Here is a 26,206-nt window from a genome sequence, read left to right as displayed (position 1 = left end):
CCCGTGCCCTACCAGGTGGCGACCGTCACCGGATGGACGTAGGGCAACTCCTCGGCGGGCACCGGAAACACCACTTCGCCGAACGGCGAGAGTGCGCCCGTGCGGTCGGTCACGAGTTCGCTCACCGCATGGTCGTCCGGGTCCGTGGTCGGCCAGCCGGGGTCCACATACTTCTCTTTGCGCGCCTTCGAGTCAGCCACGCGCTCTATTCTGACAGGTCCGGCAACCGTCCGCGGCGGAAGGTTGAAGCTCACGCCTAGGCTTGATCAGCAATGACCGAACACACCCCGGATATCCCGCTGGGGTCCTGGCTGGCCGACCTGCCCGACGAGCGGCTGATCCTGCTGTTGGAGCTGCGGCCGGACCTTGCCCAGCCGCCTCCCGGCAGCATCGCGGCACTGGCCGCCCGCGCGCAGGCGCGTCAGTCGGTCAAGGCTGCCACCGACGACCTGGACTTCCTGCGGTTGGCGGTGCTGGACGCCCTGTTGGTGCTGCAGGCCGACACCGAACCCGTCCCGGTGACGAAGTTGACGGCCCTGGTCGCCGAGCTGGCTCCGGACGCCGACGTGACGGCGGCACTGGATGACCTCAGGAACCGCGCCCTGGTGTGGGGCGCTACGGCGGTGCGGGTGGCCGCCGACACCGGCAGCGCCCTGCCGTGGCATCCCGGGCAGGTCACCCTCGAGGACCGCGCCCACACCGGCGCGCAGATCGCCGCGCTGATCGCCGACGCCGATGACGCACAGCGCGACGTCCTGGAGAAGCTGCTCGAAGGGTCGCCGATGGGACGCACCCGCGACGCAGCACCCGGAGCTCCGATGGACCGGCCCGTCCCGCAACTGCTCGCGTCGGGCCTGCTGCGACGCGTCGACGCCGAGACGGTGATACTGCCCCGCCACGTCGCACAGGTGTTGCGCGGCGAGTCGCCCGGGCCGGTGCAACTGACCGAACCCGATCCGGTGGTGTCGACCGTCTCGGCTGCCGATGCCGACGCCGCAGCCGCCGGCGCCGTCGTCGACCTGCTGCGTCAGGTCGATGTGCTGCTCGAGAACCTCAGTACCGCACCGGTTTCCGAGCTGCGCAGCGGCGGCCTGGGTATCCGCGAACTCAAGCGGCTGGCCAAAGTGACCGGGATCGACGAGTCCCGGCTGGGCCTGATCCTGGAGATCGCCGCGGCGGCGGGGTTGATCGCCAGTGGCATGCCCGATCCCGACCCGGCCCACGGGGACGGACCCTACTGGGCGCCCACGGCGACAGCCGATCGGTTCAACACGCTGGCCGCCGCCGACCGTTGGTATCTGCTGGCCACCACCTGGCTCGACCTGACCTGCCGCCCGACGCTGATCGGCAGCCGCGGTCCGGACGGCAAACCGTTTGGCGCGCTTTCGAATTCATTGTTCTCCACGGCGGCCCCACTGGACCGGCGGCTACTCCTGACACTGCTCGCCGGCCTACCGGGCGGCGCCGGCGTCGACGCGAGAACTGCGTCCGCGGCGTTGATTTGGCGGCGCCCGCGCTGGGCCCGGCGGTTGCAGCCCGAGCCGGTCGCCGACCTGCTGGCCGAGGGCCACGCAGTGGGACTGATCGGTCGCGGGGCGATCAGCACGCCGGGCCGCGCACTGCTCGGTGACGAGAGCCCGGACGTCGTCGTCGACGCGATGACGCGGGCGCTGCCCAAACCGATCGACCACTTCCTGGTCCAGGCCGACCTGACCGTGGTGGTGCCGGGTCCGCTGGAACGCGACCTGGCCGATGACCTCGCCACCGTCGCGACCGTCGAATCGGCCGGTGCGGCAATGGTTTACCGGGTCAGCGAACAGTCCATCCGGCATGCACTCGACATCGGCAAGACGCGCGACTGGATGCAGGCCTTTTTCGCCGAGCACTCCAAAACCCCGGTGCCGCAGGGTCTCACCTACCTGATCGACGACGTGGCGCGTCGGCACGGTCAACTCCGTATCGGGATGGCATCCTCATTCGTGCGCTGCGAAGATCCGGCGCTGCTTGCGCAGGCGGTTGCGGCACCGGCTACCGAGGGACTGCAGCTACGGGCGCTGGCCCCCACGGTGGCGGTGTCGCCGGCGAGCATCGCCGAAGTGCTCGCCGCCTTGCGAACCGCGGGGTTCGCCCCGGCCGCTGAAGACTCCACCGGCGCGATCGTCGACGTGCGGACCCGCGGCGCCCGGGTCGCCGCTCCGCCCCAGCGCCGGGCGTACCGGCCGGTTCCCCGGCCCAGCAGTGAAACGCTGAACGCCGTGGTCGGGGTGCTGCGCAAGGTCACCTCGGCCCCGTTCGGCAACATCCGCGTCGATCCTGCGGTGTCGATGTCGCTGCTGCAGCGCGCCGCCAAAGACCAGGACACGGTGCTCATCGGCTACCTCGACGCCGCAGGGGTGGCCACCCAGCGGGTGGTGTCCCCGATCGTCGTCCGGGGTGGCCAGCTGGTGGCTTTCGATTCAGGGTCCGGGAGGATGCGGGATTTCGCCATCCACCGCATCACATCGGTGATGTCGGCGGACGAAGGATAATGGACGTTGCTCCCCGCCAACCGCTTGCCGGGGAGCAACGATTGGAGGAGCAGCGCCCATGACAGACGGGCCGTTGATCGTGCAGTCCGATAAAACGGTGCTGCTCGAAGTCGACCATGAGCAGGCCGGGGCGGCGCGCGCCGCCATCGCGCCGTTCGCCGAGCTGGAACGCGCACCCGAGCACATCCACACCTACCGCATCACACCGCTGGCGCTGTGGAACGCCCGCGCCGCCGGACACGACGCTGAGCAGGTGGTCGACGCGCTGGTCAGCTTCTCCCGCTACGCGGTGCCGCAACCCCTGCTGGTCGACATCGTCGACACCATGGCGCGGTACGGCCGCCTGCAACTGGTCAAGCACCCCGCGCACGGCCTGACGCTGGTGAGCTTCGATCGCGCCGTCCTCGAAGAAGTGCTGCGCAACAAGAAGATCGCGCCGATGCTCGGCGCCCGCATCGACGACGACACCGTCGCCGTTCACCCCAGCGAGCGCGGCCGGGTCAAGCAGATGCTCCTCAAGATCGGCTGGCCGGCGGAGGATCTCGCCGGCTACGTGGACGGCGAGGCTCACCCGATCAGCCTGGAACCCGACGGGTGGGAGCTGCGCGACTACCAGCAGCTCGCCGCGGACTCGTTCTGGGCCGGCGGCTCGGGCGTGGTGGTACTGCCCTGCGGCGCCGGCAAGACGCTGGTCGGTGCGGCCGCCATGGCCAAAGCGCAGGCCACGACGCTGATTCTGGTCACCAATATCGTGGCGGCCCGGCAGTGGAAGCGCGAACTCGTGGCACGGACCTCGCTCACCGAGGAGGAGATCGGCGAATACTCCGGCGAGCGCAAGGAGATCCGGCCCGTCACCATCTCGACGTACCAGATGATCACGCGACGCACCAAGGGCGAGTACCGGCATCTGGAGCTGTTCGACAGCCGCGACTGGGGCCTGATTGTCTATGACGAGGTGCACCTGCTGCCGGCACCGGTGTTCCGGATGACCGCCGACCTGCAGTCCAAGCGGCGCCTTGGCCTCACCGCCACGCTGATCCGCGAGGACGGCCGGGAGGGCGATGTGTTCTCGCTGATCGGGCCGAAGCGATATGACGCCCCGTGGAAGGACATTGAGGCCCAGGGCTGGATCGCACCGGCTGAGTGCGTGGAAGTCCGGGTCACTATGACCGACAACGAGCGGATGATCTACGCCACCGCCGAGCCCGAGGAACGCTACAAGCTGTGTTCAACCGTGCACACCAAAATTGCTGTGGTGAAATCGATCTTGAAGAATCACCCTGACGAGCAGACCCTGGTGATCGGCGCCTACCTAGATCAGCTCGACGAGCTGGGTGCCGAGCTGGGCGCCCCGGTGATCCAGGGGTCGACCAAGACCCGGGAACGCGAGGACCTGTTCGACCAGTTCCGGCGTGGTGAGATCGCGACACTGGTGGTGTCCAAGGTGGCCAACTTTTCCATTGACCTGCCGGAAGCCTCTGTTGCGGTTCAGGTTTCGGGCACCTTCGGGTCACGACAGGAGGAGGCCCAGCGCCTGGGCCGGCTACTGCGGCCCAAGGCGGACGGTGGCGGCGCCATCTTCTATTCGGTGGTGGCGCGCGACAGCCTGGACGCCGAGTATGCCGCGCACCGGCAGCGTTTTCTGGCCGAGCAAGGCTACGGGTACATCATTCGCGACGCCGACGACCTGCTAGGCCCGGCGATTTAGCAGGTCGCCGGGACGCTCCTCGGAACGGCCTGGCGATGTCACGCTGCGGCGGCCGACCCGGCGTTCGTGCCCTATCGCAATAGTTGCATAGTGCTATTATTGTGCCATCCATCAGGGACGGGGTGGGCAAATGAAGATCGCCATAGTCGGCGCCGGTATCGCCGGTCCAACCCTCGCATATTGGTTATCACGGTATGGCCATGAGCCGACCTTGATCGAAAAGGCGCCGCGACTCCGCACCGGCGGTTACGTAGTGGACTTCTGGGGAGGCGGATACACCGTTGCCGAACGCATGGGACTCACCGCCGAGCTGTACGCCGCGGGATACGTGATGCGCGAGCTCCGACTCGTCGATCGGCGTTCGCGGCGGGTAGGCGGTTTTTCGGCTGAATTGTTCCGGCGCAACCTTGATGGCCGGTTCGTCACGGTGCCCCGTGGCGACCTGTCGGCCATGATCTATCGCTCCATCGACAACCGGTGTGAAACCCTGTTCGGGGAAAGTGTTGCGGCAGTCGAGCAAGACGATTCGGAGGTGCGGGTCACCCTCCAGAGCGGTGAGCTACGGCAATTCGACTTGCTCGTCGGTGCGGGTGGAATCCATTCTCCCGTGCGGAACTTGGTATTCGGTCCCCCATCTGAATTCGAGACGGATCTCGGCTACCGAGTCGCGGCATTCGAAGCCGACGGCTATCGGCCGCGTGACGAACTCGTCTATGTCGCCTGCTCCATGCCAGGACGCATGGTCGCCCGATTCGCGATGCGCGACGACAAGACGATGTTTCTCTTTGTTTTCGACAGGGACCACATGAGCGGCCCCGATCCGCAGGACGTATCGGAGTCCAAGGCGACCCTGCACCGCGTGTTCGGCGACGCGTGCTGGGAATGCCCGGAGATCCTGCGCCAATTGGACGCGGTCTGCGACGTGTACTTCGACCGCACTAGCCAAATCGTCATGGACCACTGGTCGCAGGGGCGGGTGGTGCTCATCGGCGATGCCGCGGCCGCGGTCTCGCTGCTGGCGGGTGAAGGGACGGGCCTGGCAATGGTGCAGGCCTACACACTGGCGGGGGAACTCAATCGCGCGGGAGCCGATTACCGGAATGCGTTTGCTCGCTACGAGCGGCGGTTACGGCCGATCGTCGAGGCCAGACAGCGCTCGGCGCGGGCATTCGCCAAAATGTTCGCGCCAAGGACGGCGCTGGGCGTATGGACCCGCAACCGGGCATCAAGGCTGCTGAACCTTACGCCGCTGGCCGACTGGGCAATCCGCAGCGAGTTCCGCGACGACATAGCACTACCCGACTACGCCGATAGCCGGTCCGACCGCGGTTTGAGCTGAGAAGGTTTTGGGCTCAGGCAGCTTAGCCCCGCGAGCAGACGCAAAATCACCTCGGAACACGTGCTCCAAGGGGATTTTGCGTCTGCTCGGCAGGAAGCTAGAGCGACAGGATGGTCGCCGAGGCGGTACCCGGCGCGCCGTAGACCTGCGCCAGACCCACCCGCGGGTTGCCCGGCACCTGCCGTTCGCCTGCCTCACCGCGCAACTGCCGCACCAACTCATGCATCTGACGCAACCCGGACGCGCCGATCGGCTCGCCGTTGGCGATGAGACCGCCGTCGGTGTTGACCGGAATCGAACCGTGAATCTCGGTGGCCCCGTCGGCCACCAACTTCTCCTGTTCGCCGTCAGCGCACAAACCCGTCTCGGCCATGTGGATCACCTCGTTGCCGGCATCGGTGTCCTGCAACTGGGCCACGTCGACGTCCTCAGGCCCGATGCCCGCGGCCTCGTAGGCGGCCTCGGCCGCGTACACCGTCGGCGAAGCGTCGCCGTCCAGCGGAGCGAACGTGGCGTGCACCTCGTAGGCGCCGTAGCGCCGGGTGCGAATCTCGCAGGCGCGCACGTACACCGGCTTGTCGGTGTATTTGTGTGCCAGGTCGGCACGGCACATGATCACCGCCGCGGCCCCCTCGTCCGGCGCGCAGAACATGTACTGCGTCAGCGGATAGTTGAGCACCGCTGAGTTGAGGATCTCTTCCTCCGGAATTGCCTTGCGGCGGAACGCATTCGGGTTCATCGCGCCGTTGCGAAAGTTCTTGGCCGCCACCTTGGCCAGCGTCGCCTGAGAGATGTTGTGGTCGTGCAGATACTTGTTGGCCTTCATGCCGAAGAACTTCGTGGTGACGAACTGCCCGTTCTGCGCATACCACTGCGGCAGCGCGAGTTTGGCGGGATCGTCGGTGAACGCGCCGCGGGGATGCTTGTCCAGCCCGATCGCGATTCCGAGGTCGTACTTGCCCAACCGGATGGTGTCGGCGGTCTGCTGGATGGCGCTCGCCGCCGTGGCGCAGGCGTTGAACACATTGGTGAACGTGATTCCGGTGAGCCCGACCAGGCGCGTCACGGCGTCCGGGTTGGACACCTCGTGACTGCCGCCGAAGCCGAACTGGATGTCCTTCCAATCCACGCCGGCGTCGGTCAGGGCGGATTGGATCGCCTCGGCACCCATCTCCATCGCGGTCTTCTCGAACCTGCCGAAGGGGTGCAGGCCGACGCCGATGATGGCGACATCGTTGGTCATCTCATGCTCCTGTCGCTGCGACCGGCTGGAACGCGAAGGTCATGATTTCGGTGCCGTCGTCGTCGCGATTCAGCGGCACCATGGTGAGTTCGACCTCCTGACCGAAATCCAGCTTTGCCGGATCATTCTCGGTGAGCCTGCCTTCCACGCGGATCACGTCACCGAGTTGAACCAGGCCGACCCCGAACGGCACGAAGTCCTTGCCGACAGGTCCGGCGTAAGGCGCGCCCGGCGGGAACCCCTGGGTGGTCCATGCGACCAGCGTGCCGCGCCGCGGCAGCAACACCTCGGTCATCTCGCTGCGGCTGCAGCGCGGACAGTACCGCTGCACCGGGAACGTCGTGGCCTCACAACTGCCGCATCGGCTGCCGATCAGCTGGGGCCTCTCGTCCGGCCAGGTAGAGATTTCAGGGGCTAACGCCTTCTGCATCGACAAACCTCCGTGGAGCACGGGAAAAGTCCGACTCACTGAACGGTACAACACCGTTCCGCAAAAGTGGAAATTGCATTCTCATCCGAGTCGACACGGACGACTCGTTCGGTGTCGTGGAAAATTGCCAGCAATTACGATTTGGCCATGTCCCTCGTCGTTGGCCAGGTGTTCGCCGGATACACGATCCTGCGCGTGCTGGGTGCGGGCGGTATGGGCAGGGTTTATCTGGCAACGCATCCGCGCCTGCCCCGCGAGGACGCGCTCAAAGTGTTGCCCGCGGAGTACACCGACGATCCCGAATACCGGAAGCGGTTCGCGCGCGAAGCCGACGTGGCCGCCGGCCTGTCCCATCCCCACATCGTGCGGATCTACGACCGCGGTGAGACCGACGGCCAACTGTGGATCTCGATGGACTACGTGGCCGGCACCGACGCTTCCCATTTGTTGTCCGAGCGCTACCAGCGCGGCATGCCTGTCGACGAAGTGGTCGCCATCATCTCCGCGGTCGCCTCCGCACTGGACTACGCCCACCACCGCGGCCTGTTGCACCGCGATGTCAAGCCCGCCAACATCCTGCTCACCGAACCCGACGGCGGGCAGGCGCGCCGGATATATCTGGCCGACTTCGGCATTGCACGCCGTATCGATGACGCGTCGTCCATAACGGACATAAACGTCGCGGTAGGCACCGTCGCCTATGCCGCACCCGAACAGCTCAAGGGTGCGCCGGTCGACGGGCGCGTTGACCAATACGCGTTGGCCTGCACGGCTTATCACCTGTTGACCGGCGCCCCCCCGTTCACCGACAGCAGCCCGACGGTGGTTATCACCCAGCAGATCAGTTCCCCGCCCCCGCCGATCGGCACGCGTCGACCCGAATTGTCGTCATTGGACCCGGTTTTCGCCATAGCCATGGCCAAAGACCCGGACGGCCGCTACAGCAGCTGCAGTGACTTCGCCTTAGAGTTGACCAAACACCTCGCCACGCAAAACTACGACACCCCGGTCGATTTGCACGCCCGGCAAACTCAGCCCTCGATCCCGCTGATCAAGTCGAGCGAGCCGGACCCGAGAGGATGGGCGCGGCGGCCGGCCGTCCTCTTCAGCGTGCTGGTGGCCGTCGCGTTGCTGGTCGTCGGCGGCGTCTTCGCCGGCACCAAATTCAGGCATTCCGGCAAGCACACCGCCGCGCCGCTCGGGTCGTCCACCGCGGAGCCGCAGGCCATGCCCCCAGCGGCGCAGGGCCCGTTCACCGGCACTTACCGCGCCGACTTCGGCCCGGTTACGTTGATGAACGGCAAGCAAGTTCCAAATGCGCAACCCACCACGGGCACCTATGGCGTGCGCTCGACGTGCGGGGGCACTGGTTGCGTGGCAACGGGTTCGCGCCTTAAAGGCGAGAGATTTTTCGCCGCGAGCATGGTTTTCGATCAGCTGGGCAGCAGCTGGGTGGCGGTGGCGCTGTCCACCCAACCATGCAATGACACGACCAGTGAGATCTGGGAGGTCTTCACGTTGGAGGCACGTCCAGACGGAACTTTGGTCGGCGAACAAACGCGCACCGCCCGCAACAACTGCGAAGAGCGGCGAACCGTGACCTTCACCCGCACCGGCGACGCCCCGGCCGGCCTTCCCGACCCGGCGACCCTGCCGCCGCGGGTGCCGTCAGTGGCCGAGGCGTTTCACGGCCGCTATGCGCGGACCCTCACGGTGGCGGGCCGGGGCGCCCAGCCGGAGGGCGATTCCCAGGGCGTCACCAATTGCTTGCGTACCGGTGATCGGTGCATGAGCTTCTTTCACTTTGATTCAGGCGATGCTCCCCTGATATTCGCGGGCGGCAGCTGGACGTGGGATGAACTGAGCAGCGGCAGGTGTCCAGACGGGAGCCCGACGACGCTGCGGATCAGCGCCACGTACCCGCTGCCACAACCGGCTGCGGATCCGCTGCCGTCGCTGACCGGCCACGGGCACTGGGCGCAAACGGGGACGTGCTCGGTCAACGTAGATCTTGACGACACGTTCACTCGGACAGGCGATTAGCCCCGTGCCGCTGGATGTTGGACAAGCTTTCGCCGGGTACACGATCCTGCGCGTGCTGGGTGCGGGCGGCATGGGCACGGTGTATCTCGCGACGCATCCGCGGCTGCCGCGCGAGGACGCGCTCAAAGTGCTGCCCGCAGAGTTCACCAACGATGCCGAGTACCGGGCGCGGTTCAATCGCGAGGCGGAACTGGCCGCGGGTTTGTCCCATCCGCACATCGTCGGGGTTCAGGACCGGGGCGAATTCGACGGCCAGTTCTGGATCTCGATGGATTACGTGACCGGCGCCGACGCCTCCCGGTTGCTCAAAGACCAGTACACGTCGGGCATGCCCGCCGAGGAGGTGCTGCCCATCGTCACCGCGGTCGCAGCCGCGCTGGATTACGCCCATGACCGCGGGTTGCTACACCGCGACGTCAAACCGGCCAACATCCTCCTGGCCGATCCCGACGGGCAGGACCGCCGCGTGTACCTGGCCGATTTCGGGATCGCGCGGCGCATCGACGATTCTGCCGGGTTGACCGACACCAATGTGGCGGTCGGCACGGTTGCCTATGCCGCGCCCGAGCAACTCCGGGGCGACCCTATCGACGGACGCGCCGACCAATATGCGCTGGCGTGCACTGCCTTTCATTTACTGACCGGCGCGCCGCCGTATCCGGACGACAACCCCGCCGTCGTGATCACCCATCATCTGTACGCTCCGCCGCCGTCGGTGGGAGACCATGATGAGCAGTTGCGGAGTCTTGACCCGGTGTTTACCCGGGCCATGGCCAAGCAACCAGCCGACCGGTTCGTCACCTGCAGCGAGTTTGCCTCTCAACTGCGCAGGCACCTCGACGGCCGCGCGCCGATCACGGCGCCGGAGCACCTCGTCACCGCGCCCGTTGCCCGGCCGCCGCAAAAACGTTCCAGGGTGCTGATCGCCGCGCTCGTCGGCGTCGCGCTCCTGGTCGGTGGCGGGATCTTCGCCGGGTTCAAGCTCATGCACAAGCCGGTAGCCGCGCCCGCGCCGACCAACACCGCTACCGCCGCCACATCGTCGACCCCGGTTAGCATTCCGACCACCACTTCGGTAGCGCCACTGACCCCTGGCCCGTTCAATGGCCGCTACAAGGCGGATTTCGGCGCCGCGACCGATCTCGACGGCGACGGCCACGGCGCAGGGCCGGCCACCGTCACCTACGGGCTTCGCTCGGCGTGCAGAGGCGCCGAATGTGTGGCGACAGCCGAATCTCTGGGTAGGCCCAATGACCTGGCTAAGACGATGGTGTTCGACGAGGTCGGTGGCAGGTGGCTGGCGGTGGCGCTGATCACCGCTGATTGCCTTTCGGCGAATACCGAATTCTGGCTGGCGTTCTCCCTGCAGCTGGGTCCCGACGGCACCCTCACCGGAGAGATGACCCGGACCAGTGCCACCAACTGCCGTGACAAGAGGCCGATAACCCTGACGCGCACAGGCGATCTCGACGTCGATACGGTCGCCGACCCGGCCACCGTCGCACCGCGGGTGGCGTCCCCGGCCGAAGCGTTACACGGCCAGTATCAAGTTTTGCGGACCTACCCCACATCGGCGATTCCGTCGCAGCCCGCGCAGACCGCCGTCGTCACGACCTGCTTGCGCACGGGCGACCGCTGCATGAGCTATTTCCACGGGAAGTCGGGCGACAACCCTCTCGTTTTTCAGAACGGCATCTGGGCCCTCACCGCGAACGCCGATTACCCGTGTCCAGCGGGCGGCACTTTGCATTTCAGTGTCATTGCGGAGTTTCCGCTGCCCCAGCCGGCGCAGAATCCCATCCAGCTGCTCAGCGGGCACGGGCACCAGGCACAGACCGGCGCGTGCGAGGTCGACACCACCTTCGACCAAACCTTCACGCGTACCGGCGATTAACTGAGCGCCGGGATCACTTCCCGCTCGAACAGCTCGATGCCGGAGCGATCGTACGCGGCCTCGGGAAAGTAGCAGATCGCATAGTCACACCCTAGGTCACGTACCTTGGTGAGCCGCTCGATCACCTGTTCGGTCGTGCCCATCGCCGAGTCGGGCATGCCAGCCACCATCGAATCCGCCACCGCGTCCGGCACATAACCGTCCAGGCGGTCACGCACCCGCTGTTTGCGGTCGTTGACGTCGGCTTCCGATGTGCCGACCACAGCGGTGAAGTTGGCCGACCGCACGATCGCGTCGAAGTCGGTGCCCAGTGTGCGACAGTGCTCGGCGAGCACCTGCGACTTGTGGGCGAATACCTCGAGTTCCGGAGTGAAGTTGGTGTATTGCGCATAAGCGGCGGCGATGCGCAACGTCACCTTCTCGCCGCCACCGGCGATCCACAGCGGAATACCATTGCGCTGCAACGGCTTCGGGGCCACGATCGCGCCGTCAACCTGGTAGTGCTTCCCGTCGAAGCTGACTTTTCCGTCCCGCCAGGCATCCCGCATGATCTGGACGCCTTCGTCGAGGCGCGCCAGCCGCACTCCGGCGGAGGGGAATCCGTAACCGTAAGCGCGCCACTCGTGTTCGTACCAACCACCGCCGATACCCATCTGGACGCGGCCGCCGGAGATGATGTCGGCGGTGGCCGCGACCTTAGCGAGATACACCGGGTTGCGGTAACTCATCGCGGTGCACATCTGGCCCAGCTTGATTCGCGACGTCACCGCCGCGTAGGCCGACATCAGCGACCACGCCTCGTGAGTGGCCTGGTCGCTGGGCAGCGGGACGGTGTGGAAGTGGTCGTAGACCCACAGCGAGTCCCAGGCGCTGCCGTCGGCGTAGGTCGCGAGATCGCGCATCACCGCCCAGTGCTGCTCGGGTTCGATGCCGACGAGATCCATCCGCCAGCCTTGCGGGATGAAGAGACCGAAACGCATAGCGGTGACTCTACTTGGGTGAGCAGACACAAAATCGCCCATTTCGCTAGGCGAAAGGGCGATTTTGTGTCTGCTCGGCAGTACTAGGTGAGTGAGTCCGGCGGCAGGAAACGGTCGCCGTACTTCTCGGCCAGCTCGCGGGCGCGGGCCACGAAGGCTTCTTTGCCCCGGCCGAGCGGACCCTCGTAACCGACGATGTACTGCGCGCTACCACCGGTCCACGGCGGGAACCCGATGCCCATGATCGACCCGATGTTCGCGTCGGCCGTGGTCATCAGCACGTTCTCGTCGAGGCACTTCTGGGTCTCCAGCGCCTCGGCGAACAGCATCCGGTCGATCATGTCCTGCAGCGGCGGCTCCGAGCTACCCGACTTGAAGGTCTCCCGCAGCCCCGGCCACAAGCCGGAACGCTTGCCCTCGGGGTACTCGTAGAAGCCCGCGCCCTTCAGACGGCCCGAGCGGCCGAGCTCAATCATCTTCTCCACCACGGCTTCTGCCGGGTGCGGCTCGTACTTGCCGCCCGCGTCCTCGACACCCTTGCGGGTGGCGACGGCGATCTTGTGCATCAGCTCCAGGTTGAGCTCGTCGGACAGCTGCAGCGGCGGCGCCGGGTAACCGGCCTGCGAACCCGCCTGCTCGATGCTGGCCGGCTCGACACCCTCGCCCAGCATGGCCAGCGCCTCGTTGACGAAGGTGCCGATGACCCGGGAGGTGAAGAAGCCGCGGCTGTCGTTGACCACGATCGGGGTCTTGCCGATGGCCAGCGTGTAGTCGAACACGCGGGCCAGCGCCTCGTCAGAAGTCTTCTCGCCCTTGATGATCTCCACCAGCGGCATCTTGTCGACCGGCGAGAAGAAGTGGATCCCGATGAAGTCCTCCTGCCGCTTGACGCCGGTCGCCAGACCGGTGATCGGCAGCGTCGAGGTGTTGGAGCCGAGCAGCGCGTTGGGCTCGACGATGTCCTCGATCTCCTGGAAGACCTTGTGCTTGAGATCCTGGCTCTCGAACACCGCCTCGATCACGAAGTCGACGCCCTTGAAGTCAGCGGGGTCGGCCGTCGGAGTGATGCGCGCCAGCAGGGCGTCGCTCTTCTCCTGCGTGGTGCGGCCCCGCTCCAGCGCTTTGGCTTCCAGCTTCTCGGAGTAGCCCTTGCCCTTCTGCGCGGCCTCGATGCTGACATCCTTCAGTACCACGTCGTAGCCGGCCTTGGCCGAGACGTAGGCGATGCCCGCGCCCATCATGCCGGCGCCGAGCACGCCGATCTTGTTGATCTTGACCGGCTCGATGCCGTCCGGGCGGGACTTGCCGGCGTTGATGGCCTGCAGGTCGAAGAAGAACGCCTGGATCATGTTCTTCGAGACCTGGCCGGTGACCAGCGTGGTGAAGTAGCGGCTTTCGATGCGGCTGGCGGTGTCGAAGTCCACCTGCGCGCCCTCGACCGCGGCGGCCAGGATGGCCTTCGGCGCCGGCATCGGCGCACCCTTGATCTGCTTGCGCAGCAACGCCGGGAACGACGGCAGGATGGATGCGAGCGCGGGCGACGACGGGGTGCCGCCGGGCATCTTGTAGCCCTTCTTGTCCCACGGCTGCTCGTGGCTGTCGGGGTTGGCCTTGATCCACGCCTTGGCGGCGGGCACCAACTCCTCGACCGTCGGCAGCAACTCGTCGATGAGACCGAGTTCCTTGGCCTTGGCCGGCTTGAACCGGGTGCCCTGCGACAGGACATTCATGAAGGCGTTCTGGATACCGAACATCCGCACCGAGCGGGTGACACCACCCGCGCCCGGCAGCAGACCCAGAGTCGCCTCGGGGAAGCCGAACTGCGATCCCTTCACGTCGGCCGCAATGCGGTGGTGGCAGGCCAGGGCAATCTCCAGGCCCCCGCCCAGGGCCGCGCCATTGAGCGCGGCGACCACTGGCTTGCCCAGCGTCTCGAGCGTGCGCAGCTGCTTCTTGACGTTCTCGACCAGGTCGAAAGCCTCACCGGCGTTCTCCGGGCCGATCTGGATCATGCTCTTCACGTCACCGCCGGCGAAGAAGGTCTTCTTCGCACTGGTGATCACCACGCCGGTGATCGAATCCTTCTCCGCGACAAGGCGTTCCACCGCCTTGCCCATCGACTCGATGTACGCCTCGTTCATGACGTTGGCCGACCCCGACGGGTCGTCCAGGGTCAGCGTGACGATGCCGTCGGCATCCTTGTCCCACTGAATTGTGTTGTCGGACATTCTAATTAAACCCTCTCAGACTCGTTCAATGATCGTCGCGACACCCATGCCGCCGCCAATACAAAGCGTCACCAGGGCGCGCCGGGCATTGCGGCGCTCCAGCTCGTCGACCATGGTGCCCAGGATCATCGCGCCGGTGGCACCCAGCGGGTGGCCCATGGCGATCGCGCCGCCGTTGACGTTGAGCTTCTCGTCGGGGATGTTCAGGTCCTTCTGGAACTTCAGCACCACCGAGGCGAAGGCCTCGTTGAGCTCGAACAGGTCGATGTCGTCGACGGTCAGGCCGGCGCGGTCGAGCACCTTGCGGGTGGCCGGGGTGGGGCCGGTCAGCATGATCACCGGGTCGGCCCCGCTGGTCGCGGTCGCGACGATGCGGGCGCGCGGGGTCGCGTTGATGGCCGCCCCGGCCTTCTCGTTACCGACCATGACGAGGGAGGCGCCGTCCACGATGCCGGAGCTGTTGCCACCGGTGTGCACGTGGTTGATCTTCTCGACCCAGTGGTACTTCTGCAGCGCCACGTCGTCGAAGCCGCCCATCGCGGCCAGGACCTCGAACGCCGGCTTGAGCTTGCCCAGGCCTTCCTTGGTGGTGTCCGGGCGCATGTGCTCGTCGTGGTCGAGGATCAGCAGACCGTTCTGGTCGCGGACCGGCACCACGGACTTGGCGAAGTAGCCGCCCGACCACGCCTCAGCGGCCTTTTCCTGGCTGCGCAGGGCGTAGTTGTCCACGTCGTCGCGGGTGAAGCCCTCGATGGTGGCGATCAGGTCGGCGCCGATGCCCTGCGGGACGAACATCACGTCGTAGTTGGTCTCCGGGTCCAGGCCCATGGCGCCGCCGTCGGATCCCATCGGCACGCGGCTCATCGACTCCACACCGCCGGCCAGGACCAGGTCATCCCAGCCCGAGCGCACCTTCTGCGCGGCGGTGTTGACGGCCTCGAGGCCCGATGCGCAGAACCGGTTGAGCTGAACGCCGCCCGAGGTGACGGGCATGCCGGAGGCCAGCACCGCGGCGCGGGCGATGTCACCGCCCTGGTCGCCCACGGGTGAGACGCACCCCAGGATGACGTCGCTGATCAGGTTCTCGTCGAGGTCAGGGTTGCGCTTGCGCAGCTCCTCGATGAGGCCCACGACCAGGTCGAGGGGCTTGACTTCGTTCAGCGCGCCGTTGCGTTGCTTGCCGCGCGGCGTGCGGATGGCCTCATAGATGAAGGCTTCTTCGGACATGTCGGTTTCCTGTTCCAAAAAGGGAGGGTTTGGATCCGTCTTCAAGAGTAGGTCCAGGAAAGGAACACTAACAGGGGCCTCGGCCAACCTGTTGGTTGGGAGGGAGTTTGCAGGTCAGGCGCCCTACCTCGACCGCGAACGTGAAGCTGGCCGCACGTTGGATGCCGAACGTGAAGCTGGCCGCACGCTCGGCGACGACGGCGCGCCCTAAGCTCGACCACCATGACGGTCACGCGGCTGCAGCCCTACGCGACCACGGTGTTCGCCGAGATGTCGGCGCTCGCCGCGCGGATCGGCGCGGTGAACCTCGGCCAGGGCTTTCCCGACGAGGACGGGCCCCCGCGGATGCTCCAGGCCGCGCAGGACGCCATCGCCGCGGGCGTCAACCAGTACCCGCCCGGGCTGGGCATCGCACCGCTGAGACAGGCCATCGCAGCGCAGCGCCACCGGCACTTCGGCATCGACTACGACCCCGATACCGAGGTGCTGGTGACGGTCGGCGCCACGGAGGCCATCGCCAGTGCCGTGCTGGGCCTGGTGGAGCCCGGCTCGGAGGTATTGCTGATCGAGCCGTTCTACGACTCCTACTCCCCCGTGGTGGCGATGGCCGGCGCTCACCGCGTCGCGGTGCCCCTGGTCGCCGACGGCCGCGGCTTCGCGTTGGACGCCGACGCACTGCGTCGCGCGATAACCCCGCGAACACGTGCCCTGATCGTCAACTCACCCCACAACCCCACCGGCGCAGTCCTGAGGACGCAGGAGTTGCACGCCATCGCCGAACTCGCGGTGGCCGCCGACCTCCTGGTGATCACCGACGAGGTCTACGAGCACCTGGTGTATGACGACCACACCCACGTACCGCTCGCCGGGTTCGACGGCATGGCAGAGCGCACCGTCACCATCTCCAGTGCCGCCAAGATGTTCAACTGCACCGGTTGGAAGATCGGCTGGGCGTGCGGACCCGCGCACCTGATCGCCGGCGTGCGCGCGGCCAAGCAGTACCTCAGTTATGTAGGTGGGGCGCCGTTTCAGCCCGCGGTGGCGCTGGCTCTGGATACCGAAGACAACTGGGTGAGGGCTCTGCGCGATTCGCTGCAGGCGCGACGGGACCGGCTGGCCTCGGGACTCAAAGGAATCGGTTTCGAGGTCCACGACAGCTTCGGCACCTACTTTCTGTGTGCCGACCCACGTCCGCTGGGCTACGACGACAGCTCGGCGTTCTGCGCGGCACTACCGCAGAAAGTCGGCGTGGCGGCCATTCCGATGTCGGCCTTCTGCGATCCGGCCGCGGAGCACGCCGACCTATGGAATCACTTGGTGCGCTTCACATTCTGCAAACGGGAGGACACCCTGGACGAGGCGATCAGCCGACTCGGGGCACTGCGCGACAGCTAGCCGAGGCTTCCCATCACCCGGCGTCGCAGTCCCTCGGTGGCCGCGTCGAGGATCTTCCTGCGGGCCCGGTTGACCAGGAATTCCGGTAGCGGCGCCGAGGGTTCGACGGTGATGGTGAACCGCACCCGCGTCTTGTCGTCGCCCTCGCGGCTCAGGTTGTACTCGCCGTGCTGACCGTGTTGCTGCTTGGTCTTCTTCGCATCCCACACCACCCAGTCCGGGCCCCAGTGATACTCGAGCAGCTCCCGGTCGATGATCCCGACGACCTTGATGGCGACCTTCACATAACGCGGGCGACCGTCCGGCCAGGTTTCGACGACTTCGGCCTGCTTGTGCACCGACGACCACGACGGCACCGCCTGCATGTCGGCAAGCGCGTCGATGATGACGTCCGGCGGCGCGTCGATAACGACTTCACTGGAAGCTTGAATGGCCACTGTTGTTCAAACTAGCAATCATCGACCGGCTGAAAACGTCACTGCTCGTCCTGCTCCGACGTGTCGCCCATGACCCGCTTCTGTAAGCCCTTGGCCGCGGCGTCGAGAATCTGCTCACTGGCCCGTCGGACGATGAATCCCGGAATGGGTCCCGACGGCTCGACGGTGACGTCGAACCGCACCCGGGTCTTGTCGAGACCTTCGGGGGTGAGCTTGTATTCGACGTGCTGACCGTGCTGCTGGAAGGTCTTGTCCGCATCCCAGCACACCCAGTCCGGGCCCCAGTGATATTCGAGAATCTCCTTGTCGACCAGGCCCAGAATCTTGACCGTCGCCCGCACGTGGTGTGGCCGGCCGTCGGGGTAGTAGTCGATCACTTCGACGCTTTTGTGCAGCGGTGACCACGACGTCAGAATGCTGACGTCTGCCAGCGCCTCCATGATCGCTTCCTGGGGCGCATCAATGACGAATTCTCGCGATGCTTTTACGGCCACCGAGTTCAAGCTAGCAACGCCGCCGCGCACCCGGACACGGTTCAGGCAAATACCTTGTTACCAGCCTATTTCGGCGAGGGTCGTGGTCTGCACCGGCGGCCGCCCCACCGGCGGGGCCGGCGTGCGGGAGAACCGCGGCGCCGGCGCGGCCTGCTCGACGCCGTACGCGGTGATCACCGTCGACCGGCCGGTCAGATGAGCATCGCAAGCGGCTTCGGCCCACGTCAGCACCGGCGTCACGCAGGCATCGGTGCCGGCAAAGACCCCGGTCCACTCGTCGCGGGTGCGACTGGCGAACTTCTCGGTGAACAGCTCACGCATCCGGGTAAAGGAGCCGGCGTCCAGTTGAGCGGGCACCTCGTCGGGCGACAGTCCCAGGCCGGCCAGTAGCGCCGCGAAGAACTGCGGCTCGATCGCTCCGACTGCGACGTACTTGCCGTCGGCGGTCTCGTAGCAACGGTAGAACGGGGCGCCGCCGTCGAGCAGGAACGATTCGCGCTGGTCACGCAGCGACCCGGTCGACTTCATCGTCCACATCATCTGGGCGAGCACGCTGACCCCGTCGACCGTGGCGGCGTCGATCACCTGCCCCAGGCCCGAGTGCTCACGCTCATACAGCGCCGTCACGATGCCCAGCAGCACCAGCATCGAACCCCCACCGAAATCGGCCACCAGGTTCAGCGGCGGCATCGGTGGCCGGTCGCGGTAGCCGAGCGCCGACATCGCGCCGGTCTGCGACAGATAGTTGATGTCGTGACCCGCCGTGGATGCCAGCGGCCCATCCTGGCCCCAGCCGGTGATGCGCGCGTAGATCAGGCGCGGGTTCACGGCCGCGCACTCGTCAGGGCCGATGCCGAGGCGCTCGCAGGTGCCCGGCCGGAAGCAGTCCAGCAACACGTCTGCCTTGGCCGCCAGGTCCAGCAGCGCTCCGGGCTGCGTCTTGACGTCGAGGTCGACGATCCGCTTGCCGCGGTGCAGCAGATCCTGGTCTTCGGCGGGCATCTGCAGGGGCCTTTTGTGGCGACCCGCTTCGCCCGGCTTCGCCGCGCTTGCGATCGCCACGTCAGGCCGGCGCACCCGGACCACGTCCGCCCCGAGATCAGCCAGCACCATGCCGGCGTGCGGACCCGGACCGATGCCGCCGAGTTCGATGACCCTGACCCCGGCCAGTGGCCCCCCGCCAACCACTGCCGGCTACTTCCCCTTCTTCACCTTCAGCACGCGCTCGCGCAGATCCTTGGTGGCCGAATCGATCGTCCCCTTGACGGCCCGCTTGAGTACGAAACCGGGCAGCGGCACATTCGGATCTGCCAGGAGGTCGAACTTGACCAGGGTGGAGTCGCCCTTGGGAACCAGCACGTACTTCCCGTCCTGGGCCTTCTGCTGAGCAGAGCTGACCAATTCCCAGCTCACCTCGTTGTCTTTCCACGTGTAGGCGACCACTTGTTCGTCAGTGATCCCGGCGACTTTGACCTTCATCTTGACCTTGCTGGGACGTCCGTCGGCGCCCGTCTCGAGGATCTCTGCGCTCTGATGTGGCTCGGACCACTCGGGCATCGCCTCAAAATCGGCGATGACATCCAGGATCTCCTCGGGACTGGCTTCGATGACGATCTCGCGGGATTCTTTGATTGCCATGGCCCGCACGATATCGCGGGCAGCGCCCGGCGGGAATAGGCTCTTTGCGGGGTACCGTCGTTTTCGTGACTGATCCCGCTTACACCGTCGGTGATTATCTTCTCGACCGCCTTGCCGAACTCGGGATCTCGGAGATTTTCGGCGTTCCGGGCGACTACAACCTGGCGTTCCTCGATCACATCGTGACCCACCCGAAGCTGCGCTGGGTCGGCAACGCCAACGAACTGAACGCCGGCTATGCCGCCGACGGTTACGGGCGTCTTCGCGGATTGTCAGCTGTGGTAACGACTTTCGGCGTCGGTGAGCTTTCGCTCGCCAACGCCATAGCGGGCAGCTACGCCGAACACGTACCCGTTGTCCACATCGTCGGCGGGCCGTCCAAAGACGCGCAGGCCTCCCGCCGCGCCCTGCACCACTCGCTCGGCGACGGCGACTTCGAGCACTTCCTCCGGATAAGCCGCGAAATCACCTGCGCTCAAACCAATCTCATGCCGGCGACAGCTTGCCGGGAGATCGACCGGGTGCTGTGCGAGGTCCGGGAACAGAAGCGCCCCGGCTACATCCTGATGTCCACCGACGTGGCGCGCTTCCCCACCGAACCTCCCGCGAGCCCATTGCCCGGCACCAGCGGGGGTACCAGCCCCCGCGCCCTGGCCATGTTCACCGAGGCGGCAGCCAAACTGATCGGTGACCACCAATTGACCGTGCTCGCCGACCTGTTGGTGCACCGTCTGCAAGCGGTCGACGAACTGCAATCCCTGCTGGACGCAGACGTTGTGCCACATGCCACGTTGATGTGGGGCAAGAGCCTGCTCAACGAAAGCTCGCCCAACTTCATGGGTATCTACGCGGGCACGGCCAGTACCGAACGGGTCCGCGCGGCCGTCGAGGACGCACCCGTGCTGGTCACAGCGGGGGTGGTCTTCACCGACATGGTCAGCGGCTTCTTCAGCCAGCGGATCGACCCGGCTCGAACCATCGACATCGGCCAGTACCAGAGCAGCGTGGCCGATGAGGTGTTCGCGCCACTGGAAATGAGTGCCGCACTCACCGCGCTGACGGCGATTCTCACCGAACGCGGGATCGAGTCGCCGGCCGTCCCGGCACCGGTGGCCCCGCCGCCGGCGCCAACGCCCGCGCGCGACGAGCCGCTGACCCAACGAATGCTGTGGGACAGGCTCTGTGCCGCACTCACGCCCGGCAACGTGGTGCTGGCCGATCAGGGCACGTCGTTCTACGGGATGGCCGACCACGTGCTGCCGCAGGGCGTCACCTTCATCGGCCAACCCCTCTGGGGCTCAATTGGTTACACGTTGCCCGCCGCCTTCGGCGCGGCGGTGGCGCATCCCGAGCGCAGGACGGTGCTGTTGATCGGCGACGGCGCGGCACAGCTGACCGTGCAGGAACTCGGCTCCTTCTCCCGCGAGGGACTTTCGCCCGTCATCGTGGTGGTCAACAACGATGGTTACACCGTCGAACGCGCGATTCACGGAGAAACCGCCCCGTACAACGACATCGCCGGCTGGAACTGGACCCAGGTCCCCGCCACGCTGGGGGTGGCCAACCACCTCGCGTTCCGGGCGCAGACTTATGGCGAACTCGACGACGCACTCACCGCGGCCGCCGAGAAGCAGGACCGGATGGTCTTCGTCGAGGTGGTGCTGCCGCGGCTCGAAATCCCGCCGCTGCTAGCCCAACTTGTGGGGAACATGCATCCGGCGCCACGCTCATAACACGAAAGGGCGGTCAGCGTCCGCGTGTCGGCCCAGGTGAAGATCTCGCCATCAAGCCCGGGAGATCAGGAGCCGCTGCCGCGGCAACACGGTGGCGTCATGCCGTCGGCAGACCGGTCCGCGGTGCGCGACGTGATGATGGCCCGGACGGTGCGTCGACAGCGACCGCAGTCGGCCCCCGCGCCGCAGGCGGCGGCGACCTGCTTCGTGGTTGCCGCCCCAGCCGCCACGGCATCGGCCACCATCTGGCTGGTGATGCCGTTACACAGGCACACGAACATCGAGTGGTCCGATCACTCCACGTCGATCCGCATCATGTCGAAATAGCGACCGACGAACAGTGGCGGGTAAGCGCCCACCCCCGCACCGCCACCCATCCATTGGGCGGTCGCGTCGGGGTGATCGATCCACTGACGGGCACTTTCCTCGTCGGGAAACTCCTGCAGGATCAGCACTTCGTGGGAATCGTCAAAAGCCTGGAACACCCAGGTCTTTCGGACACCAGCTGAGGAGAATCGGTCCATCGCATGCCCGACCCGGGCGGTGAGGGCGGACACGTCGTCTACTGATGCGAATGCGGCCAGGACTACTCCCGGAGCCTTGGGTGCGGCGGGCGGGCTGGTGATGAATCTTTCGACGATCTCCCCGGCGAACACCGCCGGTATGTCCTCGACACCGGCCTCGTCGAACCAGTCGAAGAACACCCGTGAGCGCAGCAACTCCACGATCGGCTCGCGGCTGTGCACGCCGATCATGACCAGGACGCGGCCGTAGTCGTGCGTCGAGACATAGACCAGGACGTGATGTGCCCCGATGTCCGCCAGAGCCGCTTTGTTTCGCTCGAGCAAAGGCCACACCCGCGTAGGATCCGGGATCCGGTAGTCCGACGCGATCACCATCGAGTGAATGTCGCCGTCGGTCATCGGACTCCTCAAGCCGGATTGAACTGCGAGATGAGCCACTTCCCATCGGCTTTCGTCAGCGTGACCAGCACACTGCTGGACGTCGTCGTCGGCTCCGGGCGGTCGCGGCTCTGCGTGCTCTGGTTGATGAACAGCAGCACGGTGGCCGATTCAGGATGGAACTCCGTGAGCGCGCCGCGCAACACCACGGCAGTCGTCTTGACCGCCTTCTGCTTGGCGGCCGGTGCGACGATCTGCTGGGTGAATTGGTCGTAGTACGAGAGGAAGTCGCCCGTCAGATGAGATCGTGCGCTGGAGAAATCGCGGTCGAGAGTGTCCGGTGAGTACGAGAGGATGGCGATCGTCCCGTCGCTGGCGGCCGCGATGGCCGACTTGGCCGCCTCGGCATCGACCGCGCGGTCCGGCCGGTAGGAAAACCAGTACAGCGCTCCCAGGGCCGAAAGCGACGTCACGACAACCAAGGTCAGTACGACGACACCGATCTTCCCCGACCATTTGGAACGCTTTGACGACCGCTTGCTGACTCGTTCGGTCCAACCCCTGAACCGCCCGGCCCGCGGCTCGTCTGACTTCTCGATGGCCTTTGGCTCTTCGGCGGCCTCAGCCGTCGTCGATTTCTTGGGACTCAAGGGACGAACTCGACTTTCGACATTTTGAGCTGTCCACCATCTCGTGTCATGGTCACGATCAGCCGGTACTTGCGTGGATCCTGTTTGGCGCCGGCCGCGTTGGTGACTTCCGACGTGCTGGCCACCAGCACCACTGCCGAGTTGTCGGTCATCGAATCCAGATCCACCGCGGCGGCCTGGACAGAACCCTGCGAGACCACCTTCGACTGTTCGACGACGTTGGTGAAATCATCGGCCATCTTGAGAAAGTCGTCCTTGAACGTTCCCGTCGAGACTTCGACGATGCGTTGCACTCCTTCTTTCGCGTGCTCAAAGTCCAGTGACGTCAAGGTCACCACACCCTGCCGCGCCGCTGCGGCGTACTCGGCCACCTGCTGACGCTCCCGCACCGCGTGCTTGTGCAGTACCGCCATTTCCACGCCCGCACCCAAGGCGACGAGCGATACGAGGACGGCCAGCACGGCGGCAATCGCGGACAATTTCGGGCGGCCCGGCCACCGTCGGCCCGCCTCAGGCTCTTCGGTTTCCAGCGAATCCTCGTCAGCCTCCGCGGAATCGGCGTCGGCCTCGGCTTCCTCTGGTTCCTCCGCGGACTCGGTGTCTTGCGGCTCGTCTTCCGGGGCCTGCTCGCTGACAACCGATTCCGTCGGCGCGGCCTCGTCTTTCTCATCCTGGGCCGCGGCAGCTTCGCTGATGTCTTCTTCGACAGGCTTTTTGGTTTCGACAAGTTCAGCTTCGCGCCGCAACCTGATGGCCCGGGCGCGGGCACGGGCGGCAGCGGCAAGAGCTTCAGCTTCGGCGGCCTCAGCCTCAGCCTGATCGGCGAGAGACCGGATCTCCGCGGCAGTGTGGGGTGTGTCGCCCTTTTTCACCAGACCTGCTCGTCGCTCAACCTGAACTCCTCTACCGCTTGCCCCGTCGGTGACGAATCACCTCGTTGCCGCTGGAACGCGACCGGCGCCGCCGTTGGCCAAACCCTACTCGGCACCGGCAGGGGCGGCGAGTAACCGGGCGGCCTACGACCACATCCGACGGCGATCCCGTGGAGAAGCAGATTATCACCCTCCGCCGCACAAACTACCGGGACGGCATCGCCTCGGCCGTTAAAAGCGTGGCAAGCAGTGGAAATAGTGTTCTCAAACCTAGCATATGGATGCGTTTACGGCTCCCCTGATGTCTTATCTGAGCAGATCCTTGACCACCTTGCCGGTCGCGTTGAGCGGCAGGGCCTCAAGGAACTCGACCGTCCGGGGCACCTTGAATCCCGCCATGTGCTGCCGGCACCAGTCGATCAATTCCGTTGCGTCGACCGGACTCTTCCGGACGATGAAAGCCTTACCGATCTGGCCGAGCCGCTCGTCGGGCACACCGATGACGGCGGCCTGAGCCACCGCCGGATGGCCCATGAGGAACCCTTCGATCTCGGCCGGGTAGGCGTTGAAGCCGCCCACGATGAACATGTCCTTCTTGCGGCCGACGATGCGCAGCCGACCGGTTTCATCGAAATTGCCCAGGTCGCCGGTGTGCAGCCAGCCGTCGGCATCGATCGCCTCCGCGGTCGCGCCGGGGTCGTCGAGGTAGCCCTGCATGACGCCGTAACCGCGCACCAGAACCTCGCCGTCCTCGCCGGCACGCACCTCGACCCCCGCACAGGGCAGTCCGGCCGTCATGGCCACATCCTCGAAGGAATCACCAGGCCGGGACAGCGTCACATTGCCGGCCTCGGTGAGGCCGTAGCCGGTCATCAACGTCTGAAACGGCAACTCGCCGTGGATGCGCCGGACGAGTTCGACGGGGATGTCCGCCGCCCCGGTCACCCCTGCGCGCAACGTCGACAGCCGGGATTTGTCGGAAACCGTCAATAACGAGTGATACAGCGTCGGCGGGCCGGGCAGCATCGTGACCCGTTCGCGCTCAATGAGATCCACCACCGAGTCGACGTCGAACACCGCTACCGGCAACATCGTCGCGCCCCGCAGGAAGGACGTGACCAGTCCGGCCTTCAGGCCGAACGTGTGGAAGTACGGATTGATCTGCAGGTAACGATCGCCCTCACGCAGGTCCGCCAGCGTCGCCCATTCGTCGTACATCCGCAGCGTCTGGCGATGATTCATCATCGCGCCCTTCGGTCGGCCCGTCGTGCCCGAGGTGAAGATGATGTCGGAGATGTCGGTGCCGCTCATCTCGCGCTCGAAAGGCGAACCACTGGAAAGGAAGTCAGACTTCAGATCGATCACGGGGACATCCGCCGGAGCGCCGTATTCTTGCCCCAGAAACCCCTGCTGAACGAGCACGGCCCGGGCCCCGCTGCGGGTGATGATGTCGCCGGCCTCATCGGCTTTGAACCGGGTGTTGACCGGCACCAGCACGCCGCCGGCGGTGAGTAAGCCGAACGCCGCGACGATCCACTCCACCGAGTTGGGCGCCCAGATCGCCGCCCGGTCACCCTTGCCGATGCCGAAATCAGCGAAAGCGCCTGCGGCGCAGCGAATCCGCTCAACGATTTCGGCGAAGGTGTAGCGCAGCGCGCCGTCCACGACCGCTTCGGCGTCGCCGAACCGGTCCGCCGCGCTCAAGACCATCTCGGGGATGGTCCGCCAGGTTTGCTTGGCCGGGTGGCTCGTCACACCGTGACGAGCCGACCGAGGTTTCCGCCCATGATCTTCGCCTGCGACTCAACGGGCAGGTGTGACAGCGCGTTGATGTAGTACGTCGGCTCCGCCAGCCCCTCCGGGTGTGGCCAGTCCGAGCCGTAAAGCACCTGGTCCACGCCGACGAGATTGATCAGATCGTCGATGCCCTCCTCGAAGAACGGGCTGACGTAGATCCGGTTCTTGACGGTCTCGACGGGATCGCTCGGAAAGGCTTCGGGAGCCTTGCGGAAGACCTCGGCCAGGCCGTCCAGCAGCGGGGTCATCCACTTCGAACCGGCCTCGACGATCGCGACCTTGAGCTTGGGGTGGCGGTAGAGCGCGCCGTGAATCACCCACGAGCCCACCGCGTCCTGGATGGGCCGCCACTCGTTGAGGATGCCCATCGCGTTGGTCTGGAACGGCAGCATCTCCTGGTCGGCGCCGTCCCACTCCGAGGTGTAACGGGAGTAGCCGCTGTCGCTGGAATGCATGCCGACCAGCAGGTCGTGTTCGACGACCCGCTCCCAGAACGGGTCGAACCGGGCAGCGCGAACGACCGCGGGCCGCGGAAGCCAGGGACCGGAGCCGGGCGGATCAGGATGCAGCGCGCACCACGCTTGACCACCCACTCCAGCTCCTCGATCGCCTTCTCCACAATGGGCAGGGTGATGACCGGGGTGGTGAAGATGCGGTTCTGGTAGTTG

The 26,206-nt window shown here is 66.0% G+C and carries 23 protein-coding genes; 7 read left to right on the top strand and 16 right to left on the bottom strand.

Going from position 1 to position 26,206, the window contains the following annotated elements:
* Nucleotides 1-8 precede the first annotated feature (8 nt).
* Entirely contained in the window at nucleotides 9-209 is a 201-nt protein-coding gene (locus ACNQS7_RS24920) for a hypothetical protein (protein WP_055580670.1), read from the bottom strand.
* A gap of 63 nt (nucleotides 210-272) precedes the next feature.
* Between ACNQS7_RS24920 and ACNQS7_RS24915 the strand changes: the two genes are divergently transcribed.
* The 3 genes from ACNQS7_RS24915 to ACNQS7_RS24905 all read left to right on the top strand — a co-directional run bounded on the left by ACNQS7_RS24915 (nucleotide 273) and on the right by ACNQS7_RS24905 (nucleotide 5,575).
* The gene (locus ACNQS7_RS24915) at nucleotides 273-2,528 is read left to right on the top strand and encodes a helicase-associated domain-containing protein (RefSeq protein WP_418014632.1); all 2,256 of its coding nucleotides are present in this window, start codon (nucleotides 273-275) and stop codon (nucleotides 2,526-2,528) included.
* Between the two features lie 58 nt (nucleotides 2,529-2,586).
* Nucleotides 2,587-4,236: a DNA repair helicase XPB gene (locus ACNQS7_RS24910; protein WP_418014631.1), complete on the top strand. Its 1,650-nt coding sequence runs from the start codon at nucleotides 2,587-2,589 to the stop codon at nucleotides 4,234-4,236.
* Nucleotides 4,237-4,366: 130 nt separating this feature from the next.
* Nucleotides 4,367-5,575 (top strand): FAD-binding domain, encoded by a 1,209-nt coding sequence (locus ACNQS7_RS24905; protein ID WP_418014630.1) that lies wholly within the window; start codon nucleotides 4,367-4,369, stop codon nucleotides 5,573-5,575.
* A 97-nt stretch (nucleotides 5,576-5,672) separates the two neighbouring features.
* On the opposite strand, the gene ACNQS7_RS24900 is transcribed toward ACNQS7_RS24905, so the two are convergent.
* A complete protein-coding gene (locus ACNQS7_RS24900) occupies nucleotides 5,673-6,818 on the bottom strand; it encodes a thiolase family protein (RefSeq protein WP_418014629.1) in 1,146 nt (381 codons plus the stop codon).
* Nucleotide 6,819: 1 nt separating this feature from the next.
* Complete coding sequence (locus ACNQS7_RS24895) at nucleotides 6,820-7,248, bottom strand: Zn-ribbon domain-containing OB-fold protein (RefSeq protein WP_418014628.1); 429 nt, start codon at nucleotides 7,246-7,248, stop codon at nucleotides 6,820-6,822.
* 147 nt (nucleotides 7,249-7,395) lie between these two features.
* On the opposite strand from ACNQS7_RS24895, the gene ACNQS7_RS24890 reads away from it, so the two are divergent.
* Nucleotides 7,396-9,291: a serine/threonine-protein kinase gene (locus tag ACNQS7_RS24890; RefSeq protein ID WP_418014627.1), complete on the top strand. Its 1,896-nt coding sequence runs from the start codon at nucleotides 7,396-7,398 to the stop codon at nucleotides 9,289-9,291.
* Nucleotides 9,292-9,295: 4 nt separating this feature from the next.
* The gene (locus tag ACNQS7_RS24885) at nucleotides 9,296-11,185 is read left to right on the top strand and encodes a serine/threonine-protein kinase (protein WP_418014626.1); all 1,890 of its coding nucleotides are present in this window, start codon (nucleotides 9,296-9,298) and stop codon (nucleotides 11,183-11,185) included.
* On the opposite strand, the gene ACNQS7_RS24880 is transcribed toward ACNQS7_RS24885, so the two are convergent.
* The 3 genes from ACNQS7_RS24880 to ACNQS7_RS24870 all read right to left on the bottom strand — a co-directional run bounded on the left by ACNQS7_RS24880 (nucleotide 11,182) and on the right by ACNQS7_RS24870 (nucleotide 15,620).
* The gene (locus ACNQS7_RS24880; protein ID WP_418014625.1) at nucleotides 11,182-12,165 is read right to left on the bottom strand and encodes an LLM class F420-dependent oxidoreductase; all 984 of its coding nucleotides are present in this window, start codon (nucleotides 12,163-12,165) and stop codon (nucleotides 11,182-11,184) included. The genes ACNQS7_RS24885 and ACNQS7_RS24880 overlap by 4 nt on opposite strands.
* Before the next feature lie 83 nt (nucleotides 12,166-12,248).
* The gene (locus ACNQS7_RS24875) at nucleotides 12,249-14,393 is read right to left on the bottom strand and encodes a 3-hydroxyacyl-CoA dehydrogenase NAD-binding domain-containing protein (RefSeq protein ID WP_418014624.1); all 2,145 of its coding nucleotides are present in this window, start codon (nucleotides 14,391-14,393) and stop codon (nucleotides 12,249-12,251) included.
* 15 nt (nucleotides 14,394-14,408) lie between these two features.
* The gene (locus ACNQS7_RS24870) at nucleotides 14,409-15,620 is read right to left on the bottom strand and encodes an acetyl-CoA C-acetyltransferase (RefSeq protein WP_055580590.1); all 1,212 of its coding nucleotides are present in this window, start codon (nucleotides 15,618-15,620) and stop codon (nucleotides 14,409-14,411) included.
* Nucleotides 15,621-15,842: 222 nt separating this feature from the next.
* On the opposite strand from ACNQS7_RS24870, the gene ACNQS7_RS24865 reads away from it, so the two are divergent.
* Nucleotides 15,843-17,015: a pyridoxal phosphate-dependent aminotransferase gene (locus tag ACNQS7_RS24865; RefSeq protein ID WP_418014623.1), complete on the top strand. Its 1,173-nt coding sequence runs from the start codon at nucleotides 15,843-15,845 to the stop codon at nucleotides 17,013-17,015.
* Here the strand turns inward: ACNQS7_RS24865 and ACNQS7_RS24860 are convergent.
* Genes ACNQS7_RS24860 through ACNQS7_RS24845 form a run of 4 tightly spaced genes read right to left on the bottom strand, consistent with a single transcriptional unit; the run spans nucleotide 17,012 to nucleotide 19,584 of the window.
* A complete protein-coding gene (locus tag ACNQS7_RS24860; protein ID WP_418014622.1) occupies nucleotides 17,012-17,452 on the bottom strand; it encodes an SRPBCC family protein in 441 nt (146 codons plus the stop codon). The genes ACNQS7_RS24865 and ACNQS7_RS24860 overlap by 4 nt on opposite strands.
* A gap of 38 nt (nucleotides 17,453-17,490) precedes the next feature.
* Nucleotides 17,491-17,946 carry an SRPBCC family protein gene (locus tag ACNQS7_RS24855; RefSeq protein ID WP_418014621.1) on the bottom strand — a complete coding sequence of 152 codons (456 nt, stop codon included), beginning with the start codon at nucleotides 17,944-17,946 and terminating at the stop codon, nucleotides 17,491-17,493.
* Nucleotides 17,947-18,003: 57 nt separating this feature from the next.
* On the bottom strand, nucleotides 18,004-19,134 hold the full coding sequence (locus ACNQS7_RS24850) for a CaiB/BaiF CoA transferase family protein (RefSeq protein ID WP_418014620.1): 1,131 nt from the start codon (nucleotides 19,132-19,134) through the stop codon (nucleotides 18,004-18,006).
* Nucleotides 19,135-19,140: 6 nt separating this feature from the next.
* Nucleotides 19,141-19,584 (bottom strand): SRPBCC family protein, encoded by a 444-nt coding sequence (locus ACNQS7_RS24845; RefSeq protein ID WP_055580586.1) that lies wholly within the window; start codon nucleotides 19,582-19,584, stop codon nucleotides 19,141-19,143.
* A 65-nt stretch (nucleotides 19,585-19,649) separates the two neighbouring features.
* On the opposite strand from ACNQS7_RS24845, the gene ACNQS7_RS24840 reads away from it, so the two are divergent.
* Nucleotides 19,650-21,317: an alpha-keto acid decarboxylase family protein gene (locus ACNQS7_RS24840; RefSeq protein WP_418014619.1), complete on the top strand. Its 1,668-nt coding sequence runs from the start codon at nucleotides 19,650-19,652 to the stop codon at nucleotides 21,315-21,317.
* A gap of 65 nt (nucleotides 21,318-21,382) precedes the next feature.
* On the opposite strand, the gene ACNQS7_RS24835 is transcribed toward ACNQS7_RS24840, so the two are convergent.
* The 6 genes from ACNQS7_RS24835 to ACNQS7_RS24810 all read right to left on the bottom strand — a co-directional run bounded on the left by ACNQS7_RS24835 (nucleotide 21,383) and on the right by ACNQS7_RS24810 (nucleotide 26,131).
* The gene (locus ACNQS7_RS24835) at nucleotides 21,383-21,598 is read right to left on the bottom strand and encodes a (2Fe-2S)-binding protein (protein ID WP_418014618.1); all 216 of its coding nucleotides are present in this window, start codon (nucleotides 21,596-21,598) and stop codon (nucleotides 21,383-21,385) included.
* Between the two features lie 12 nt (nucleotides 21,599-21,610).
* A complete protein-coding gene (locus ACNQS7_RS24830; RefSeq protein ID WP_418014617.1) occupies nucleotides 21,611-22,240 on the bottom strand; it encodes a fatty-acid--CoA ligase in 630 nt (209 codons plus the stop codon).
* A gap of 8 nt (nucleotides 22,241-22,248) precedes the next feature.
* On the bottom strand, nucleotides 22,249-22,818 hold the full coding sequence (locus ACNQS7_RS24825; RefSeq protein ID WP_418016138.1) for a twin-arginine translocation pathway signal: 570 nt from the start codon (nucleotides 22,816-22,818) through the stop codon (nucleotides 22,249-22,251).
* Nucleotides 22,819-22,865: 47 nt separating this feature from the next.
* Entirely contained in the window at nucleotides 22,866-23,741 is an 876-nt protein-coding gene (locus tag ACNQS7_RS24820) for a hypothetical protein (RefSeq protein ID WP_418014616.1), read from the bottom strand.
* Between the two features lie 306 nt (nucleotides 23,742-24,047).
* The gene (locus tag ACNQS7_RS24815; RefSeq protein WP_418014615.1) at nucleotides 24,048-25,496 is read right to left on the bottom strand and encodes a FadD3 family acyl-CoA ligase; all 1,449 of its coding nucleotides are present in this window, start codon (nucleotides 25,494-25,496) and stop codon (nucleotides 24,048-24,050) included.
* Entirely contained in the window at nucleotides 25,493-26,131 is a 639-nt protein-coding gene (locus ACNQS7_RS24810) for an amidohydrolase family protein (protein WP_418014614.1), read from the bottom strand. Before ACNQS7_RS24810 ends, ACNQS7_RS24815 begins: the two co-directional genes overlap by 4 nt.
* Nucleotides 26,132-26,206 lie beyond the last annotated feature (75 nt).

It is taken from the genome of Mycobacterium sp. 23, from assembly GCF_048287075.1.
Taxonomy (GTDB): domain Bacteria; phylum Actinomycetota; class Actinomycetes; order Mycobacteriales; family Mycobacteriaceae; genus Mycobacterium; species Mycobacterium gordonae_B.
The sequence above is the reverse complement of the archived record's forward strand: the minus strand, read 5'-3'. Positions and strand labels throughout refer to the sequence as shown.

Excerpts from the sequence above, each read along its gene's own strand:
- ACNQS7_RS24830 (WP_418014617.1), bottom strand. The coding sequence starts at position 22,240 with ATGACCGACGGCGACATTCACTCGATGGTGATCGCGTCGGACTACCGG.
- ACNQS7_RS24905 (WP_418014630.1), top strand. The coding sequence starts at position 4,367 with ATGAAGATCGCCATAGTCGGCGCCGGTATCGCCGGTCCAACCCTCGCA.
- ACNQS7_RS24865 (WP_418014623.1), top strand. The coding sequence starts at position 15,843 with ATGACGGTCACGCGGCTGCAGCCCTACGCGACCACGGTGTTCGCCGAG.
- ACNQS7_RS24915 (WP_418014632.1), top strand. The coding sequence starts at position 273 with ATGACCGAACACACCCCGGATATCCCGCTGGGGTCCTGGCTGGCCGAC.
- ACNQS7_RS24900 (WP_418014629.1), bottom strand. The coding sequence starts at position 6,818 with ATGACCAACGATGTCGCCATCATCGGCGTCGGCCTGCACCCCTTCGGC.
- ACNQS7_RS24875 (WP_418014624.1), bottom strand. The coding sequence starts at position 14,393 with ATGTCCGACAACACAATTCAGTGGGACAAGGATGCCGACGGCATCGTC.
- ACNQS7_RS24835 (WP_418014618.1), bottom strand. The coding sequence starts at position 21,598 with ATGTTCGTGTGCCTGTGTAACGGCATCACCAGCCAGATGGTGGCCGAT.
- ACNQS7_RS24880 (WP_418014625.1), bottom strand. The coding sequence starts at position 12,165 with ATGCGTTTCGGTCTCTTCATCCCGCAAGGCTGGCGGATGGATCTCGTC.
- ACNQS7_RS24895 (WP_418014628.1), bottom strand. The coding sequence starts at position 7,248 with ATGCAGAAGGCGTTAGCCCCTGAAATCTCTACCTGGCCGGACGAGAGG.
- ACNQS7_RS24845 (WP_055580586.1), bottom strand. The coding sequence starts at position 19,584 with ATGGCAATCAAAGAATCCCGCGAGATCGTCATCGAAGCCAGTCCCGAG.
- ACNQS7_RS24890 (WP_418014627.1), top strand. The coding sequence starts at position 7,396 with ATGTCCCTCGTCGTTGGCCAGGTGTTCGCCGGATACACGATCCTGCGC.
- ACNQS7_RS24870 (WP_055580590.1), bottom strand. The coding sequence starts at position 15,620 with ATGTCCGAAGAAGCCTTCATCTATGAGGCCATCCGCACGCCGCGCGGC.
- ACNQS7_RS24910 (WP_418014631.1), top strand. The coding sequence starts at position 2,587 with ATGACAGACGGGCCGTTGATCGTGCAGTCCGATAAAACGGTGCTGCTC.